At 73.3% G+C, this 15,760-nt stretch carries 13 protein-coding genes; 6 read left to right on the top strand and 7 right to left on the bottom strand.

Annotation, left to right across the window (positions count from 1 at the left end):
- Nucleotides 1-8: 8 nt before the first annotated feature.
- From ctaF to AC07BF_RS05070, 5 genes are all read right to left on the bottom strand, one after another.
- Nucleotides 9-398, bottom strand: coding sequence for an aa3-type cytochrome oxidase subunit IV (gene ctaF / locus AC07BF_RS05090; RefSeq protein ID WP_363584365.1), 390 nt, complete (start codon nt 396-398; stop codon nt 9-11).
- Entirely contained in the window at nt 395-2,074 is a 1,680-nt protein-coding gene (gene ctaD / locus AC07BF_RS05085; protein ID WP_363584363.1) for an aa3-type cytochrome oxidase subunit I, read from the bottom strand. Before ctaD ends, ctaF begins: the two co-directional genes overlap by 4 nt.
- A 231-nt stretch (nt 2,075-2,305) precedes the next feature.
- Nucleotides 2,306-2,785 (bottom strand): ATP-binding protein, encoded by a 480-nt coding sequence (locus tag AC07BF_RS05080; protein WP_363584361.1) that lies wholly within the window; start codon nt 2,783-2,785, stop codon nt 2,306-2,308.
- A gap of 141 nt (nt 2,786-2,926) precedes the next feature.
- The gene (locus AC07BF_RS05075) at nt 2,927-3,343 is read right to left on the bottom strand and encodes an STAS domain-containing protein (RefSeq protein ID WP_478332957.1); all 417 of its coding nucleotides are present in this window, start codon (nt 3,341-3,343) and stop codon (nt 2,927-2,929) included.
- Between the two features lie 93 nt (nt 3,344-3,436).
- Nucleotides 3,437-4,381 carry an RNA polymerase sigma factor SigF gene (locus tag AC07BF_RS05070; RefSeq protein ID WP_400843821.1) on the bottom strand — a complete coding sequence of 315 codons (945 nt, stop codon included), beginning with the start codon at nt 4,379-4,381 and terminating at the stop codon, nt 3,437-3,439.
- A 313-nt stretch (nt 4,382-4,694) separates the two neighbouring features.
- Between AC07BF_RS05070 and AC07BF_RS05065 the strand changes: the two genes are divergently transcribed.
- The 4 genes from AC07BF_RS05065 (at nt 4,695) to AC07BF_RS05050 (ending at nt 12,213) form a co-directional block, all read left to right on the top strand.
- A complete protein-coding gene (locus AC07BF_RS05065) occupies nt 4,695-8,144 on the top strand; it encodes a HAMP domain-containing protein (protein WP_400806789.1) in 3,450 nt (1,149 codons plus the stop codon).
- Between the two features lie 70 nt (nt 8,145-8,214).
- Nucleotides 8,215-10,788, top strand: coding sequence for a SpoIIE family protein phosphatase (locus tag AC07BF_RS05060; protein WP_478332956.1), 2,574 nt, complete (start codon nt 8,215-8,217; stop codon nt 10,786-10,788).
- Nucleotides 10,789-10,872: 84 nt separating this feature from the next.
- Nucleotides 10,873-11,043: a hydrophobic protein gene (locus AC07BF_RS05055; RefSeq protein WP_331744879.1), complete on the top strand. Its 171-nt coding sequence runs from the start codon at nt 10,873-10,875 to the stop codon at nt 11,041-11,043.
- Nucleotides 11,044-11,196: 153 nt separating this feature from the next.
- Nucleotides 11,197-12,213 (top strand): YihY/virulence factor BrkB family protein, encoded by a 1,017-nt coding sequence (locus AC07BF_RS05050; protein ID WP_363622660.1) that lies wholly within the window; start codon nt 11,197-11,199, stop codon nt 12,211-12,213.
- Between the two features lie 12 nt (nt 12,214-12,225).
- Here the strand turns inward: AC07BF_RS05050 and AC07BF_RS05045 are convergent, their stop codons facing one another.
- Both AC07BF_RS05045 and AC07BF_RS05040 read right to left on the bottom strand, forming a co-directional pair.
- Nucleotides 12,226-13,779, bottom strand: coding sequence for a bifunctional phosphatase PAP2/diacylglycerol kinase family protein (locus AC07BF_RS05045; RefSeq protein ID WP_363584349.1), 1,554 nt, complete (start codon nt 13,777-13,779; stop codon nt 12,226-12,228).
- 145 nt (nt 13,780-13,924) lie between these two features.
- Nucleotides 13,925-14,296 (bottom strand): winged helix-turn-helix transcriptional regulator, encoded by a 372-nt coding sequence (locus AC07BF_RS05040; protein WP_363584348.1) that lies wholly within the window; start codon nt 14,294-14,296, stop codon nt 13,925-13,927.
- Between the two features lie 110 nt (nt 14,297-14,406).
- Between AC07BF_RS05040 and AC07BF_RS05035 the strand changes: the two genes are divergently transcribed.
- Together AC07BF_RS05035 and AC07BF_RS05030 are read left to right on the top strand one after the other, a co-directional pair.
- Nucleotides 14,407-15,246 carry an SDR family oxidoreductase gene (locus tag AC07BF_RS05035; RefSeq protein WP_363584346.1) on the top strand — a complete coding sequence of 280 codons (840 nt, stop codon included), beginning with the start codon at nt 14,407-14,409 and terminating at the stop codon, nt 15,244-15,246.
- A 140-nt stretch (nt 15,247-15,386) separates the two neighbouring features.
- Entirely contained in the window at nt 15,387-15,560 is a 174-nt protein-coding gene (locus AC07BF_RS05030; RefSeq protein WP_063352486.1) for a CsbD family protein, read from the top strand.
- Nucleotides 15,561-15,760: the final 200 nt, after the last annotated feature.

Below are 15,760 nucleotides of genomic sequence, written 5' to 3'. Positions count from 1 at the left end.
GGCCGGACTCACTGCGCGCGCTGGGCGTGCTGGAAGACGAAGCCCAGGACGCCGGCGCCCGTCACACCCGCTCCGATGAGGAAGAGCCACAAGGCGTACACCAGCCCCAGCCCGGTGACCGCGACGCCGGCCGCGGTGAGCAGCGGGTAGTAGCTGCGCGGTGCGAAGAACTCCAGCGGCCCGGCGCCGGTGACGATCTCGGCGTCGGTGCGGTCCTGCGGCCGACGGCCGCGGCGGGAGTACTGGGTCCGGAAGAAGAACGCGATCAGCGTGGACATCATGAAGGCCACGACCAGCGCCGCCTTGCCGGCCGGCTCCCGGGCGAACCAGCCGTAGATCGAAGCGGCGACGGCGAAGAACAGCGCGACGCCCGCGAACAGGTAGGACTCGGTCTTCACCGCGCGTTCTCCTCGCCTTCGAGCGCCGTGCGCGAATACTCCGGGTGGTGCAGGTCGAAGGCCGGGCCTTCGGAGCGGATGCGGGGCAGGGCGTGGAAGTTGTGGCGCGGCGGCGGGCAGGAGGTCGCCCATTCCAGGGAGCGCCCGTAACCCCACGGGTCGTCCTCGGTGACCCGGACCCCGTACCTGGCGGTGCGCCACACGTTGTACAGGAAGGGCAGGGTCGACGCGCCCAGCAGGAACGCACCGACCGAGGAGACGGTGTTCAGGGTGGTGAAGCCGTCCGAGGGCAGGTAGTCGGCGTAGCGGCGCGGCATGCCCTGGGCCCCGAGCCAGTGCTGCACGAGGAAGGTGATCTGGAACGCGGGCAGCAGCATCCAGAAGTGGATCCTTCCGAGGCGTTCGTCCAGCAGCCGGCCGGTGATCTTGGGCCACCAGAAGTAGAAGCCGGCGAACATCGCGAACACGACCGTCCCGAAGAGGACGTAGTGCAGGTGGGCGACCACGAAGTAGCTGTCGGTGACGTGGAAGTCGATCGGGGGCGCGGCCAGCAGGACGCCGGTCAGCCCGCCGAGGAGGAAGGTCACCAGGAAGCCGAGGGAGAACAGCATGGGCGTCTCGAAGGAGAGCGAGCCGTTCCACAGGGTGCCGATCCAGTTGAAGAACTTCACCCCGGTCGGCACCGCGATGAGCAGCGAGGCCAGGGAGAAGAACGGCAGCAGCACCTGGCCGGTGGCGAACATGTGGTGGGCCCAGACGACCGCGGACAGCGCGGTGATCGCGATCGTGGCACCGATCAGTCCGTAGTAGCCGAAGACCGGCTTGCGGCTGAACACCGGGATGACCTCGGAGATGATGCCGAAGAACGGCAGCGCCACGATGTACACCTCGGGGTGGCCGAAGAACCAGAACAGGTGCTGCCACAGCATCGCCCCGCCGTTGGCCGGGTCGAAGACGTGGGCGCCCAGCTTGCGGTCCGCCTCCAGCGCGAACAGCGCCGCGGTCAGCGGGGTGAAGGCGAGCAGCGCGAGGATCGAGGTGAACAGCACGTTCCAGGTGAAGACCGGCATCCGGAACAGCGTCATGCCCGGTGCCCGCAGGCAGACGATGGTGGTGATGAAGTTGACGGCTCCCAGGATCGTGCTCAGACCCGCCACGATCAGCCCCACGGCCCACAGGTCGGCGCCCGTTCCCGGGCTGTGGAGCGGCCCGTTCAGCGGGGCGTAGGCGAACCAGCCGAACGACGCGGCGCCGTCGGTGGTCAGGAAGCCCCCGACCACCATCAGGCCGCCGAACAGGTACACCCAGTACGTGAACGCGTTCAGCCGGGGGAACGCCACGTCCGGGGAACCGATCTGCAGCGGCATCACGGCGTTCGCGAAACCGGCGAACGTCGGTGTGGCGAACAGCAGCATCATGATCGTCCCGTGGATGGTGAACAACTGGTTGTACTGCTCGTTGCTCACCACCTGCAGTCCCGGCCGCATGAGCTCCGCGCGCATGAGCATCGCCAGCAGCCCGGCGAACAGGAAGAACCCGAACGCCGTCGTCAGGTACAGGTTGCCGATGGCCTTGTGGTCGGTCGTGCTCAACCACCGCAGCACCGCCGAGCCTTGACGCCGGCGGGCCACGCCGGGCGCCGGGCGGGCGGCGGCCCGCCGCCGGGTCTGCGCCATCCGCTTCCTCCTCCTGCCGGGGCCCGCCCGTACCCGCAGGGGAAAGACGCGGAGACGCTCGCCGGGACACACGCTGTGTCGCCATGCAATCACCCGCCGTCGCGCGGGCCCCTGAACCGGAGTCGGCGTGGCGGCCCCGACCGGGCGCGGATGACGAAGTCGGCGCACTGGTGCGATCCGGTGGGGCGCCGTCCCAGGTCAGCCACGAGTCAGCCGCAGGTCTGCGGCGGATCAGCCGCGGGTCAGCCGCGAGGCGTCGAACTCGGCCCAGATCGTCTTCCCGTGGCTGTGCGGTTCGGCGCCCCACCGGTCGGCGGTCCGCTCCACGATGAACAGGCCGTGGCCGCCGGGGAGGGCCGGGTTGTGCGGGCGGCGCGGGGTGGGCAGGGTCGGGCTGCGGTCGCTGACCTCGGCCCGCAGGCGGGTCCCGGTGGCGTCCAGGACCAGTTCCAGCGGGCCGTCGCCGTGGAGCATGGCGTTGGCGACGAGTTCCGCCACCAGCAGGACGACGTCCGCGAGGGCGCCTTCGCCGGCGCCGGGCCCGGCGGCGGACGCGTACCAGTCGTCGAGGGCGCGGGCGGTGAAGGTCCTGGCGTGGGCGACCGGTTTGGGGATGCCGGACAGGGTCAGCCGCCTGCGCTGGCCGCCGACGGGCAGCACCGGGCCCGGCTGGTGCGGGTCGCCGTCCAGGGTTCCCCGGCTCATCGTCATGTGAGGACACCCTTTCGGATCGACGGCGGTCTCGCACGGTCGGTTTCCCGGCAGTTCTCGGATTATGCCCCGTGCCGGCGTCGAACCGGGGCCGGGGCGGCCGGCCCCGGGCCGAGGCCCTGGCGGCCCGAGCCGGGGCGGTCAGGCCGCCAGGGCCTCGTCGACCGAGTCGTGGATGGAGAACACCGCCTGCGCGCCCGTCAGTTCGAGGACCCGCATGACGGTGGGCGCCACGGCGGCCAAGTGCAGGTCCAGCCCCTCCTCCGCCGCCGCGAGGCGGGTCTTGAGCAGGAGGTTCAGGCCGGAGGAGTCGCAGAAGCCCACCCCGGCGAGGTCGATCACCACCGCGCCGCGGCGCTGCGCGATCACGCTGGTGAGCAGGTTGGCGGCCGAGGCGAGCGTCTCGATGTCGAGGTCGCCCACGAGGGCGCACACCACCGCGCCGGAGGCCGTGGCACGGGTCTCGACCACCAGTTCCGCGGGCCGCGGGCACGCTGCCGGCGCGGCGGCCGCCCGAACGTCGTCGAATGGCATCATCGTCGTCTCCTCCATGTCCATGCCTTCCGACCATACGGAGGTTGTGCCGGACTGCCAAACACGGGGGTGTGCGCCCGGTTTGGTCCTCCCCGGGGCTCGTGTGGCCACACATGCTCAGTCGTCCTCCAGCCCGTCGCGCAGGTGCCGCAGGGTGCGGCTGAGCAGTCGGGAGACGTGCATCTGGGACAGCCCGAGGCGGGCGCCGATCTGCGACTGCGTCATGTCCTCGCAGAAGCGCATGGACAGGATGAGCCGTTGCCGCTCCGGCAGGTCGGCGATGAGCGGCTTGAGCGTCACCAGGTCCTCGACGAGGGCGAGGTCCCGGTCGTCCTCGCCGAGCCGGTCGCCCAGGGGGCCGGGGGCGTCGTCGTCGTTGCTGCCGCCGAGGTCCAGGGAGCCGGCGGTGTGCGCGTTCGCGGCGGTCAGCCCTTCGACGACCTCCTCGGGGGAGAGCGCGAGGTGCTCGGCGAGTTCGGCGACCGTGGGGGCCCGGTCCAGGTCCTGCGACAGGCGTTCCTGCGCCTTGGCCAGGAGGATGCGCAGTTCCTGGAGGCGCCGCGGCACGTGGACGGCCCACGTGGTGTCGCGGAAGTGGCGCCGGATCTCGCCGAGGACGGTCGGTATGGCGAAGGTGGTGAACTCGACGCCGAGGTCGGGGTCGAAGCGGTCGATGGCCTTGATCAGGCCGACCGCGCCGACCTGGAGCAGGTCCTCCTGCGGCTCGCGGTGCGAGTTGAAGCGGCGGACCGCGAACCTCACCAGGGACAGGTTCGTCTCGACCAGGGTGGCGCGGACGTAGGAGTACTCCTTCGTCCCCTCCTCCAGCGTGCGGAGCCGGCGCAGCAGCACCTTGTTGAGCTCGCGCGCGTCGGCCGGCGCGATCTCCCGCAGGTCACCGGCGTCGGCGAACTCCGGCGGGAGCAGGTCCCGAAGCCCTCCGGCGTCGGCGAGTTCCGGCAACGGCAGGTCCCGGGGCTCTCCGGCAGGAGCGGCCGTGCGGGACGGACCTCCCGTCGACGGGTGGGCGGAGGCGGGCAGTTCCCCAGTGGTCGTGGCCATCGGACTCCCTCTCTCGTGCTCTCTCGTGTCGGCGCGGTCTGCCCCCCGGTACCCCGTGTCGGCGGATCGATGCAGCCGCCCCCCGTGGAGGTTTCGTGAAGCCCGCACCGGCGCCGGGGCGCGGACGCGCGTCCGGGCGACGGGCGGGGCGTACGACCGGGTGGCGACCGTTGTCCGGCGGTGTGCGGGCTGGGGTAGCCTCCGAGGGCGGTACAACACCTGGAACGACGGCCAGGTCCCCCGGCCCGTCCTTCGGGGTGCCCACGACCGGATTCGGGCCAGTCGGCCCGGCGTTCCACGGAGGCGACGTTCGATGGCTGGCCCGACCACGTCCCGCGACTCACAGCACCGCCCGGACGAGGGGGCGGGCGCCGCGCAGGTGGGTGAGCCGGAACTGCGGCTGCTGCTGGCCGGGTTGACGGCGGTGCGCGACGGCGATTTCAGCACCAAGCTGCCGGGCGACGCGGACGGGCTGCTGGGCGAGATCGCCACGGTGTTCAACGGCATGGTCGACCAACTGTCGCGGTTCACCTCGGAGGTGACCAGGGTCGCCCGGGAGGTCGGCACCGAGGGCCGGCTCGGCGGCCAGGCCCAGGTGCCCGGGGTGTCGGGCACCTGGGAGGACCTGACCGACTCGGTCAACGCGATGGCGGGCAATCTCACCACCCAGGTGCGGGACATCGCCCAGGTCGCCACCGCGGTGGCCAAGGGGGACCTGTCGCAGAAGATCACCGTCGACGCCCGGGGCGAGATCCTGGAGCTGAAGAACACCGTCAACACGATGGTCGACCAGCTGTCCTCGTTCGCCGGTGAGGTGACCCGGGTGGCGCGGGAGGTCGGTACCGAGGGCATCCTGGGGGGCCAGGCCGACGTCAAGGGCGTCTCGGGGACGTGGCGCGACCTCACGGACTCGGTGAACTTCATGGCCGGCAACCTCACCGGCCAGGTCCGCGCGATCGCCCAGGTGGCCACGGCGGTCGCGCGCGGGGACCTGTCGCAGAAGATCACCGTCACCGCGCGCGGCGAGATCCTGGAACTGAAGGAGACCATCAACACGATGGTCGACCAGCTGTCCTCCTTCGCCGACGAGGTGACCAGGGTCGCCCGGGAGGTCGGCACCGAGGGCCGGCTCGGCGGCCAGGCCGAGGTGGAGGGCGTCTCCGGCACCTGGAAGCGCCTCACCGAGAACGTCAACGAGCTGGCCGGCAACCTCACCCGGCAGGTCCGCGCGATCGCCGAGGTCACCAGCGCCGTCGCCGCCGGCGACCTCACGCGCTCGATCAGCGTGGACGCCTCCGGCGAGGTCGCCGACCTCAAGGACAACATCAACGCCATGGTCGGGTCCCTGCGCGAGACCACCCGCGCCAACGAGGAGCAGGACTGGCTCAAGACCAACCTCGCCAGCTTCTCGGCCCTGATGCAGGGCCGGCGCGACCTCGGGGTCGTCGCCGAGTCCGTCATGGACGAACTCGCCCCCCTCGTCGGCGCGCAGTGCGGCGTCTTCTACCTCGCCGAGGACAGCCCCGTCGGGACGGTGCTCCAGCTGGTCGGCTCCTACGCCTTCCCCGACGGCGAGCGCCCCACCCGCTTCCGCCTCGGCGAGTCGTTCGTCGGCCAGGCCGCCCGCAGCCGGCGCGCCATCACCGTCGACGCCCTGCCGCCGGACTACCTGGCCGCCGCCTCCGGCCTCGGCCGCACCGGGGCGCTGTCCCTGGTGGTGCTGCCCATCGTGGTCGAGGACCAGGTCCTCGGCGTCATCGAACTGGCCTCCGTCCGGCCGTTCACCCAGGTCCACCTGGACTTCCTCGACCAGCTCATGGAGACCATCGGCGTCAACGTCAACACCATCATCGCCAACGCCCGCACCGACGAGCTGCTCGACGAGTCCCAGCGGCTCACCGCCGAACTCCAGGTCCGCTCACAGGAGTTGCAGTCACGCCGGGACGAGTTGCAGGCCTCCAACGCCGAGCTGGAGGAGAAGGCCGACCTGCTGGCGGCGCAGAACCGCGACATCGAGACCAAGAACCTGGAGATCGAACAGGCCCGCCAGGAACTGGAGGAGCGCGCCCACCAGCTGTCCCTCGCCTCGAAGTACAAGTCGGAGTTCCTGGCCAACATGAGCCACGAACTGCGCACGCCGCTCAACAGCCTGCTCATCCTCGCCCAGCTGCTCGCCCAGAACCCCACCCGCAACCTGACCGCCAAGCAGGTCGAGTACGCCGGGATCATCCACTCCGCCGGCTCCGACCTGCTCCAGTTGATCAACGACATCCTCGACCTGTCCAAGGTCGAGGCCGGAAAGATGGACCTCAACGTCGAGGCGGTGCCGCTGCGCGCGCTGCTCGACTACGTCGAAGCCACCTTCCGCCCGCTGACCAGCCAGAAGAACCTCGCCTTCACGGTGCGGACGGTCCAGCAGATCCCCGCCGAACTCCTCACCGACGACTACCGGTTGCGCCAGGTGCTGCGCAATCTGCTGTCCAACGCCGTCAAGTTCACCGAGCAGGGCCGGGTCGAACTGCGCATCGAGCCCGCCGACGAGACCGACCTGCCCGACGCCGTCCGGCGCGGCGGCCCGGTACTCGCCTTCCACGTGAGCGACACCGGAGTCGGCATCGCCCCCCAGCACGTGGAGAGCGTCTTCGGCGCCTTCCAGCAGGCCGACGGCACCACCAGCCGCAAGTACGGCGGCACCGGCCTCGGGCTGTCCATCAGCCGCGAGATCGCCTACCTGCTCGGCGGCGCGATCACGGTGGAGAGCACCCTGGGCCGGGGCAGCACCTTCACCCTCTACGTCCCCGCGACCCGCCCCGACCTGGCCGAGACCGGCGCCGACGGGGCCCGCAGGACGCTGGGCACCGGTGGCACCGGCCCGTCCGAGGCCCCGGAGCGCGCCCCCTCGCCTCCCGCCGGTCAGCCACGGCGCCTGCTCGTGGTCGAAGGCCGCCCCAACGGCCTGCTGTCCCTGGTGGCGGAGAACGCCGTCGCCGACGTCGCCCGCTCCGCCGGCGCGCAGCGCCGGGTCGAGATAGTCACCACGGTCGGTGCCCCGGAGGCTGCCACTGCGCTCGCCACCGCCCCGTACCACTGCGTCGTCCTGGAACTCGACCTGCCGGACAGCGCGGCGGCCACGCTCCTGGCGGAGATGGAACGCGACCCGGCCCTGCACACCGTCCCGGTGCTGGCCCACAACAGCCGGGGCGTCACCACCGACGACGAGCACGCCGTCCGCCCGGAGGGGGAGCGGCCGCTGGAGCTCATCTCCAGCCTCGACGAGCTGCGCGAACGCATCGCCCTCCACATGAGCGCCGACGGGCCCGGGCGCGTCCTGCCCCCGGTGCGCCGGACGGACGGGAACCCCGCCCGGGGCCGCGGGGCCGACCCGGTGCTCTCCGGCCGCACCGCGCTGGTGGTCGACGACGACGACCGCAACCTCTTCGCGATCACCAGCATCCTGGAGCTGCGCGGCATGCGGGTCCTCCAGGCCGAGAACGGGCTCGCCGCGCTCCAAGCCCTCCGCGCGCACCCCGGGATCGACGTGATCCTGATGGACGTGATGATGCCCGAGATGGACGGCTACACCGCCACCGCGGCGATCCGCGCCATGCCCGAGCACGAGGGGCTGCCGATCATCGCGGTCACCGCCAAGGCCATGATCGGCGACCGGGAGAAGAGCCTGGCCTCGGGAGCCAGCGACTACATCACCAAGCCGGTCGACGCCGACGCGGTGATCGGCAGGATCAGGGACCACCTCACCCGGTAGTCGCCCTGTCCCATGCCCCCGTGTCCCCTCGCGCCCACCCCGACAGTCCAGACTTCAGGAGCCGACAGCCGTGCACCATCCGCAGGAGCCGCGCGCCACGGACCGTCCCGCAGCGGTCGGACCGGCCGACACGCCGAGGGTCGGAGCGCAGCGGAGCGCTGCCGAGGCGCAGGCAGCGGCCCGGGCCCGCTCCGGAGGCGAGTCCGCGGCGGTCGACCGGCTCGCCACCACGGTGGAGCGGCTCAGGCTGGAACTGGAACAGGCCCAGGCCCAGGCGGCGGGCCGCGCCGTCGTCGAGATGGGCGTCGGAGTGCTGGTGGAGCGCCTGCGGTGCGGGCCCACCGAGGCCGCCAGGCAGCTGGAGAGCCTCGCGGAGCAGGCCGGGGTGACGGTCCTGGCGCTCGCCGCCGACCTGGTCAACCAGGCCGCGGCGGACGAGATCTCCGCCCTCGCCCGCGAGTTCGTCGCGGACGCCTCGGCTCCCCCGGCCGAAGCGGTGGCCGTGCGGCTGCGCAGTGCCGAGGCGGACGTGCTCGCGAGCGGTGACGCGGCGGCGGCGGCGCGTTCCATGCTGGAGCACGCGCTGCGACCGCTCGGCGTGGCCGCCGTCGCCATCTGGGCGGCCCACCCGGACCTCTCCCTGTCGCTGGCGGGCAGCGCCGGTTTCCCCGAGGAGGAGGCACGCCGCTGGCGCCACGTCCCGCCCGGCGTTCCGACCCCCGCCCGCCGTGCCCTGGACGAGCGGGCGGCGGTCGGCTACCCGACGCTCGCCGGCGCCTCGCTGCCCTCGATCGGCCAGCACGAGATCCACGGCGGTCGGCTCGCCGTCCCGGCCGGCGTCGGCGGGCGGCTCATCGGCGTCCTGGAGATCTGCTGGCCCGGCACGCTGCCCGAGCGCTCCCAGCCGCTCCAACGCCAGTTCGAGGCGCTCGCCGAGCTGGCCGCCACCACGCTGGAGTCCTGGAGCGGGCAGGAGCCCTCCGCCTGCGACCCGGCCGACGCGCAGTTCGGCGAACTGCGGCAGCTCACCGACGGCCTGCTCGACCCGTGCATGATCCTGCGGGCGGCGCCGGACAGCGACGAGTTCCCGCCCCGGTTCGTGATCCGGCACCTCAACCCGGCCTTCGTCGACTTCGCCGGCCGGCCCACCGGCGTGATCACCGGCACCCGCCTGCTGGAGGCGTACCCGCTGGCGGCCGAACCGGGCGGCCTGGCCGACAAGGTCGAACACGTCTTCGCCACCGGAGAACCCTTCCGCGCCCAGGACATGCGCCTCGCCGCCCTGGTCGACGGAGTACCGCTGACCACCCGGGCGCAGGTGAGCATCAGCCGGCACGGCAGCCACCTCGCGGTCGTCTGGCGCCTCGACGACGGCACCCCGCGCGTCGCCCGCCTGCTGCAGCACGCCCAGCGGCTCGGCCGGATCGGCGGGTTCGAGGAGAACCTGCGGACCCGGCAGATCGCCTGGAACGAGACGGTGTTCGAACTGCACGGGCTGCCGCCCACCGCCGCGCCCCTGGCCCTCGACCAGCTCCCCGACCACGCCCACCCGGACGACCGCCACGCCATCGACCGGTTCCTGCGCACCCTCCTGCACCACCAACGCCCGGCCTCCACCGCCTTCCGCCTCCAGCGGCCGGACGGCGTCACCCGCCACATCCGCGTCGTCGCGGAGCCCGTCCGCGATCCCGGCAGCGGTCTCGACGGCGATCCCGGCAGCGCTCCGGGCAGCGGGCTCGGCACCGTCCGCGGCGCCTACCAGGACATCTCCGCCCAGCACTGGACGGAGGTCGCACTCGCCGCCACCCGCGACCAGCTCGCGCAGAGCGAACAGCAGGCGGCCGAACGCAGCCGCCTCGCCCTCCAGCTCCAGCACGCCATCATGCCGCCCACCCGGGGCCCGCTGGACCTGCACGACCTGAGCGTCGCCGTGCGCTACCGCCCGGCGGAGAAGGACCACCTGGTCGGCGGGGACTGGTACGACACCCTCGCCCTGCCCTCGGGAGACGTCCTGCTGTGCGTGGGCGACGTCTCCGGGCACGGCATCGAGGCCGCCACCGGCATGGTCGCGCTGCGCAACGCCCTGCGCGGCCTGGCCGCCACCGGCGCCGGGCCGGCCCAGTTGCTGAGCTGGCTCAACAGCGTCACCCACCACCTGACCGACAACGTCACGGCCACCGCGGTGTGCGGCCTCTACGAACCCGCGACCCGCCGGTTGCGGTGGGCCCGCGCCGGGCACCCGCCGCCGGTCCTGCTGCGTGGCGGGCGGGCGGACATCCTGCCCCAGCTGGGCGGCATCCTCCTCGGCGCGATCGGCCACGCCGACTACGAGCAGGGCGAGCTCGTCCTGGAGGCTGGCGACACGCTGGTGATGTACACCGACGGGCTCATCGAGCGCCGCGACGAATCCCTCCAGGCGTCGCTGACCAGCCTGACGGCCCTCGCCGAGGAGTCCCGCACCGGGTCGGCCACCAGGTCCGCCACCAGGTCCGCCGCCGGGTCGGCCACCGGCTCGGCCACCGGCTCGGACACCGGCTCGGACACCGGTTCGGCCAACCTCGAAGAGCTCCTGGACCACCTGCTGCGCTACAGCAACGCCGACACCGACGACGACACCTGCCTGGTCGGAGTGATGGTGCGGTAGCGGTCGGACGGGCAGGTGCATGTCCGCGGCGAACCGGGGCAGTCGAGGGACGAATCGACGCGTCCCCTGATCGAGGAGGTTCCCGTGCTCGCCCTGGTCCTGGTCCTGCTGCTCGCCCTGCTCCTGTTCGGCTTCGGCTTCGCCCTGAAGGTGCTGTGGTGGGTCGCCCTCGCGGTCCTCGTCGTCTGGCTCCTGGGCTTCCTCGCCCGCGGCACCACCTCCTCCGGCGGACGGGGCCGCTGGTACCGCTGGTAGCCCGCCGTACGCAGCGCCCCGTCGCCGGCCGCCGGGGCGCCCGAGCCGCCGCGCAGCCCCTGCGCGGCGGCTCGGGCGTGCGCGCCTCCCGCACCGCCCCCGGGGGCGGAACCGGCGGGTGTCGCGGGCGCGGGCCGGGGCAGACGCCGGGGCATGAACCCGATCGAACGGGCCTTGCGGGCCGTGGACCGCTTCCAGCAGCACCGCCGGGTGCCCGCCGTGGTCATCGGCGTCGTGCGCAAGTACGGGGACGACCGGGGCGGGCTGCTGTCCGCCCTGATCACGTACTACGGCTTCGTCGCCCTGATCCCGCTGCTGCTCCTGCTCAGCACCGTTCTCGGCTTCGTCCTGCACGGCCGCCCCGGGGCCCAGCAGTCGGTGCTGAACTCGGCGCTCGCCGACTTCCCGATCATCGGCGACCAACTGCGCCAGAACGTCCACTCCCTCCAGGGCAGCGGTCTGGCACTGGCCATCGGCGCGCTCGGCCTGCTGTACGGGGCGCTCGGCATCACGCAGGTCCTCCAGCACGCCATGGCCGAGGTCTGGAACGTGCCCGGGGTGCAGCGGCCCGGTTACTGGCCCCGGTTGGGGCGCGGCCTGCTGCTGTTCACGGTCCTGGGCGCCGGCCTGGTGCTGGGTACGGCGGCCGCCTCGCTGGTCGGCAGCGCCCTGGGCGGGGTGCCCGCCCGGGTGGGGGGCCTGCTGGTCTCGGCGCTGCTGAACACCGCCCTGTGCCTGGCCTGCTTCCGCGTGCTCACCCCGCGCGAGATCCCGACCCGGGCCCTGCTGCCCGGCTGCGCCGTCGCCGGGCCCCTGTTCACCGTCCTCCAGGCGTTCGGTTCGCTCCTGGTGACCCACGAGCTGCGCCACGCGGGCCAGGTCTACGGCTTCTTCGCGACCGTGATCGGCCTGCTCTCCTGGCTCTACCTGGCCGCGCAGATCACCGTGTACGCCGCCGAGGCCAATGCGGTGCTCGCCCGTCGGCTGTGGCCCCGCAGCCTCCTGCAACCGCCGCTCACCGCCGCCGACGAGAAGGTGCTGTCCTCCGTCGCCCGTCAGGAGGAGCGCCGCCCCGAACAGCACGTCGAGGTCTCCTTCCACGACGGGGAGCGGCCCGGCGGGGCCGGTGACGACGGGCCGCGCGGCCCGTCGTCACCCGACGCCCGGTGACACCCCCTGCGGCTACCGCCCGCCCCCGCTTCGTCCCTCCCGGCCCGGGCGGCGCAGCTCGCTCGCCGGGGCGGCGGTCGCGGGCCGGTACACGGTGAGCCCGGCCGGGACCTTGGACAGTCGCAGGGCGCCGCGCGCGGGGACGCTCTCGCCGTCGACGGCGATGCGGGCGGCGTCGCCGAGGGAGTCCAGGTCCAGGGCGCGCAGCCGGGCGGCCCGGTAGACCCGGGACCGGTCCAGGGTGCCGGACAGGAAGGCGGCGGCCAGGCGGGTGCGGGCGAAGGGCCGGCCGCCGTCGACGACCCGGACGTCGAGCTGTCCGTCGGCCAGGGCGGCGCGGTGGGTGGGGGCGAAGCCCGCCGGTTCGTACGCCCCGTTGCCGGCGAACAGCAGCCACAGCCGGTGCGGGCGGCCGTCGGCGTGGACGGTGACGGGTTCGGCGGTCGGCAGCAGCTTGGCGACGGCCACCGCGAGGGCCGGCCACTTGCCGATGCGCTTCTCCAACTTCTCCCGCTGGTGGACGAGTTCGGGGTAGATGCCGAGGCTGAAGGTGTTCACGAAGGTCCGGGCGCCGGCGTCGTCGGCGGCCAGGCCCAGGTCCACGCCGACGGCGGTGCCCGCCTGGACGGCCTCGGCGGTGGCCTCGTGGGTGGTGGCGCCGAGGTCGAGGGCGAAGTGGTTGAGGGTGCCGCCGGGGAAGACCGCCAACGGCAGCGCGCGCTCGACGGCCAGCGCCGCGGCCAGGTTGACGCTGCCGTCACCGCCGCACACCCCGAGCGCGCCACCGGCCCTGGCGGCCCGGTCGGCGGCTTCCGTCAGTATCTTCGCCAGGTCGTCCTGCGGCCCGCACACCCGGACGTCCGCCTCGGGCAGCAGGGCGCGCAGCGTCCCGGCCACGTCCTCGGCGGTGGGAGCGAGCGGAGAGCCGCTGCCGGAGCCCGAGTTGACCACCACCGACAGCCCCCTCCCCTGCGGCAGGGCCGGGGCCGGACAGGGGGCCGGGGCGGCGGGCGGCGGCACGTCGGACGAGCGCGGCCACCAGTGCAGGGTCGCGGCGGCGGCCGCCGTACCCAGTGCCGCACCGGCCAGGACGTCGCCCGGGTAGTGCACGCCGGTGTAGACGCGCGAGAGGGCCACCGCCGCCGCGACCGGCGCGACGGCCGCGCCCAGCAGCGGGGACTCGATCGCCACACCGGCGGCGAAGGCCGCCGCGGACGCGGAGTGACCGGAGGGGAAGGAGGTGGTGACGGGCTGGCGCAGCAGCCGGCGCACGGCCGGGACGGCGTCCAGCACCGGGCGGGGCCGGCGGGTGGCGTGCTTGGCGACGGTGTTGGCGGTGGCCGAGGCGATGGCGAGCGAGCCGAGGCCGCGCAGGGCCGCGCGTCGCCCGCGGCGTCCGCCGACCGCGCCGAGGACGGCGGCGGTGCCCATCCACAGCACCCCGTGGTCGGCAGCCCGGCTCAGCGCCCGCAGCCAGGGGCGGGTGCCGTGCAGCGGCGCGGCGGCGATGCGGTCGAAGAGGGCTCGGTCTATGGCGTCCAGTCGGGTGGTCTTCAGTCGCTTCATCCGACAAACCTACGGCGGGCGGGCGACAACGCCGGGGAAGAGGCCGAGGGGTGTGTCGCGGCGGCCGGGCGGCCGTGACGGGCCGCGTGCAGGACCCGGAACTCCCCCAGCAGGGGAGCTCGGTGCGACCGCTGTCCCTTCCCTGCTATCCCGCGTCGCGCGGCGGCAGCCCCCGGGTGATCCGGTCGAACAGCTCGGCCAGTGGCTCGCCGAGGTCCTGACCGAACTCGGTCAGCCCGTAGGTGACCTGGGGCGGCGTCGTCGGCTCGACCCTCCGCCAGACCAGGCCGTCCTGGACCAGCGCGCGCAGGGTCTGGGCGAGCATCTTCTCGCTGATGCCGTGGATGCTCTCGCGCAGCTCGTAGAACCGCAGGTCGTTGCTCCGCAAGGAGATCAGCACCCAGATGCCCCACCTGCTGGTCACGTGGTCGACCACCTCGCGCGCGGGGCAGTCGGTGTGAAACACCTCATACCGCTTCCCGGCCTCGCCCTGCCTGTCCTGCACACCTACCACCATGTCCTGAGCTTACGTCAAGGTATGTCCTTACCAAGGGTTAGCCCTGGCTCCTAGCGTGGGGACCACCGAGGCCGCAGCGGCCACGGCGGACGTCGAACGAGGAGCTGACCATGATCGTGGTGACCGGGGCCACCGGCAATGTGGGCCGACCGCTGACGCGGGCACTGGCCGAGGCGGGCCGACAGGTGACGGCGGTGTCGCGGCACGCGGTGGCGGTGCCGGACGGTGTCCGCCACGTGGCGGCCGACCTGGCCGGGCCGGCCGGCCTCGAACCCGCGCTGGACGGGGCGGAGGCGCTCTTCCTGCTGCTGTCCGGCGACCTGCACGCCGCCGGGGCCAACCCGGCCGACCTCATCGGCCAGGCCGTGGCCGGCGGGGTCCGCCGGATCGTCCTGCTCTCCTCGCAGGGCGTGGCGACCAGGCCCTTCGGCCCGACGCGGATCGCGATGAGCGAACTGGAGGACGTCCTGCGGGGGTCCGGTGTGGACTGGAGCATCCTGCGGCCGGGCGGCTTCGCCTCCAACGCCCTGTGGTGGGCCGAGTCCGTCCGCGCGCAGCGGGTCGTCGCCGCGCCCTTCGGCGACGTCGGGGTGCCGATCATCGACCCGGCGGACATCGCCGACGTCGCGGCGGCCTGCCTGCTGGAGGACCGGCACAGCGGCGGCGTGTACGAGCTGACCGGCCCGGAGGTGGTCACCCCGCGCCAGCAGGCGCAGGCCATCGCGGCCGCCCTGGGCTCGCCGGTGCGGTTCCACGACCTCACCCGCGACGAGGCCGCCGCCGCCATGGCCCAGGGCATGCCGGTGGAGCTCGCCGAGGACACCCTGGACATCCTCGGCTCCCCGAACCCGGCCGAGCTGCGCGTCAGCCCGGACGTGCAGCGGGTCCTCGGCACCGCCCCGCGCCCCTTCGCCGACTGGGCCGCCCGCAACGTCGCCGCCTTCCGCTGAGCCTGCCCGACTGGCCCCGTCGGCACCGCGCCGGCTCTCGGCTGGCGGCCGACTCCGGATGTTCCGGGTGTGGAACCGCCGATCCCGGGCAGACGCCGTCCGGGGCGGACCGAGCCCCCACTACCGAGAGGAGTGATCCGATGAGTGCCAAGGACAAGCTGCACAACGCGGCCGAGAAGGTCCACGGCAAGGCCAAGGAAGCCGCCGGACGGGCCACCGGCGACCGGGTCGTCGAGGCCGAGGGCCGGGGCAAACAGATCAAGAGCGACCTGAAGCAGGCCGGCGAGAAGATCAAGGACGTCGGAAAGGACTGACCCGGAGCACGGCGGCCGCGCCCGCGCGGCCGCCCCGCCACGCCCCGGCCGGCTCAACCGTCTTTGCCCCGGCCCGAGGGGCTCAGAAACCAGTGGAGACGCCGCCGTCCCGCGTGACCGGCGAGAACGCCAGGCCGCCACAGGGGGGGGGGGGGGCGCGAAGAGGGGGTGTGGTGTCGGGTCTTGTGGTGTTTGGTTCC

The organism is Kitasatospora sp. NPDC043950 (genome assembly GCF_056435345.1).
The sequence above is the reverse complement of the archived record's forward strand: the minus strand, read 5'-3'. Positions and strand labels throughout refer to the sequence as shown.

Bases quoted from the DNA above. Each gene is read 5' to 3' on its own strand.
- AC07BF_RS05045 (WP_363584349.1), bottom strand. From the start codon at position 13,779: ATGAAGCGACTGAAGACCACCCGACTGGACGCCATAGACCGAGCCCTC.
- AC07BF_RS05070 (WP_400843821.1), bottom strand. From the start codon at position 4,381: ATGGCCACGACCACTGGGGAACTGCCCGCCTCCGCCCACCCGTCGACG.
- AC07BF_RS05065 (WP_400806789.1), top strand. From the start codon at position 4,695: ATGGCTGGCCCGACCACGTCCCGCGACTCACAGCACCGCCCGGACGAG.
- ctaD (WP_363584363.1), bottom strand. From the start codon at position 2,074: ATGGCGCAGACCCGGCGGCGGGCCGCCGCCCGCCCGGCGCCCGGCGTG.
- AC07BF_RS05075 (WP_478332957.1), bottom strand. From the start codon at position 3,343: ATGGACATGGAGGAGACGACGATGATGCCATTCGACGACGTTCGGGCG.
- AC07BF_RS05080 (WP_363584361.1), bottom strand. From the start codon at position 2,785: ATGACGATGAGCCGGGGAACCCTGGACGGCGACCCGCACCAGCCGGGC.
- AC07BF_RS05035 (WP_363584346.1), top strand. From the start codon at position 14,407: ATGATCGTGGTGACCGGGGCCACCGGCAATGTGGGCCGACCGCTGACG.
- AC07BF_RS05040 (WP_363584348.1), bottom strand. From the start codon at position 14,296: ATGGTGGTAGGTGTGCAGGACAGGCAGGGCGAGGCCGGGAAGCGGTAT.
- AC07BF_RS05050 (WP_363622660.1), top strand. From the start codon at position 11,197: ATGAACCCGATCGAACGGGCCTTGCGGGCCGTGGACCGCTTCCAGCAG.
- AC07BF_RS05030 (WP_063352486.1), top strand. From the start codon at position 15,387: ATGAGTGCCAAGGACAAGCTGCACAACGCGGCCGAGAAGGTCCACGGC.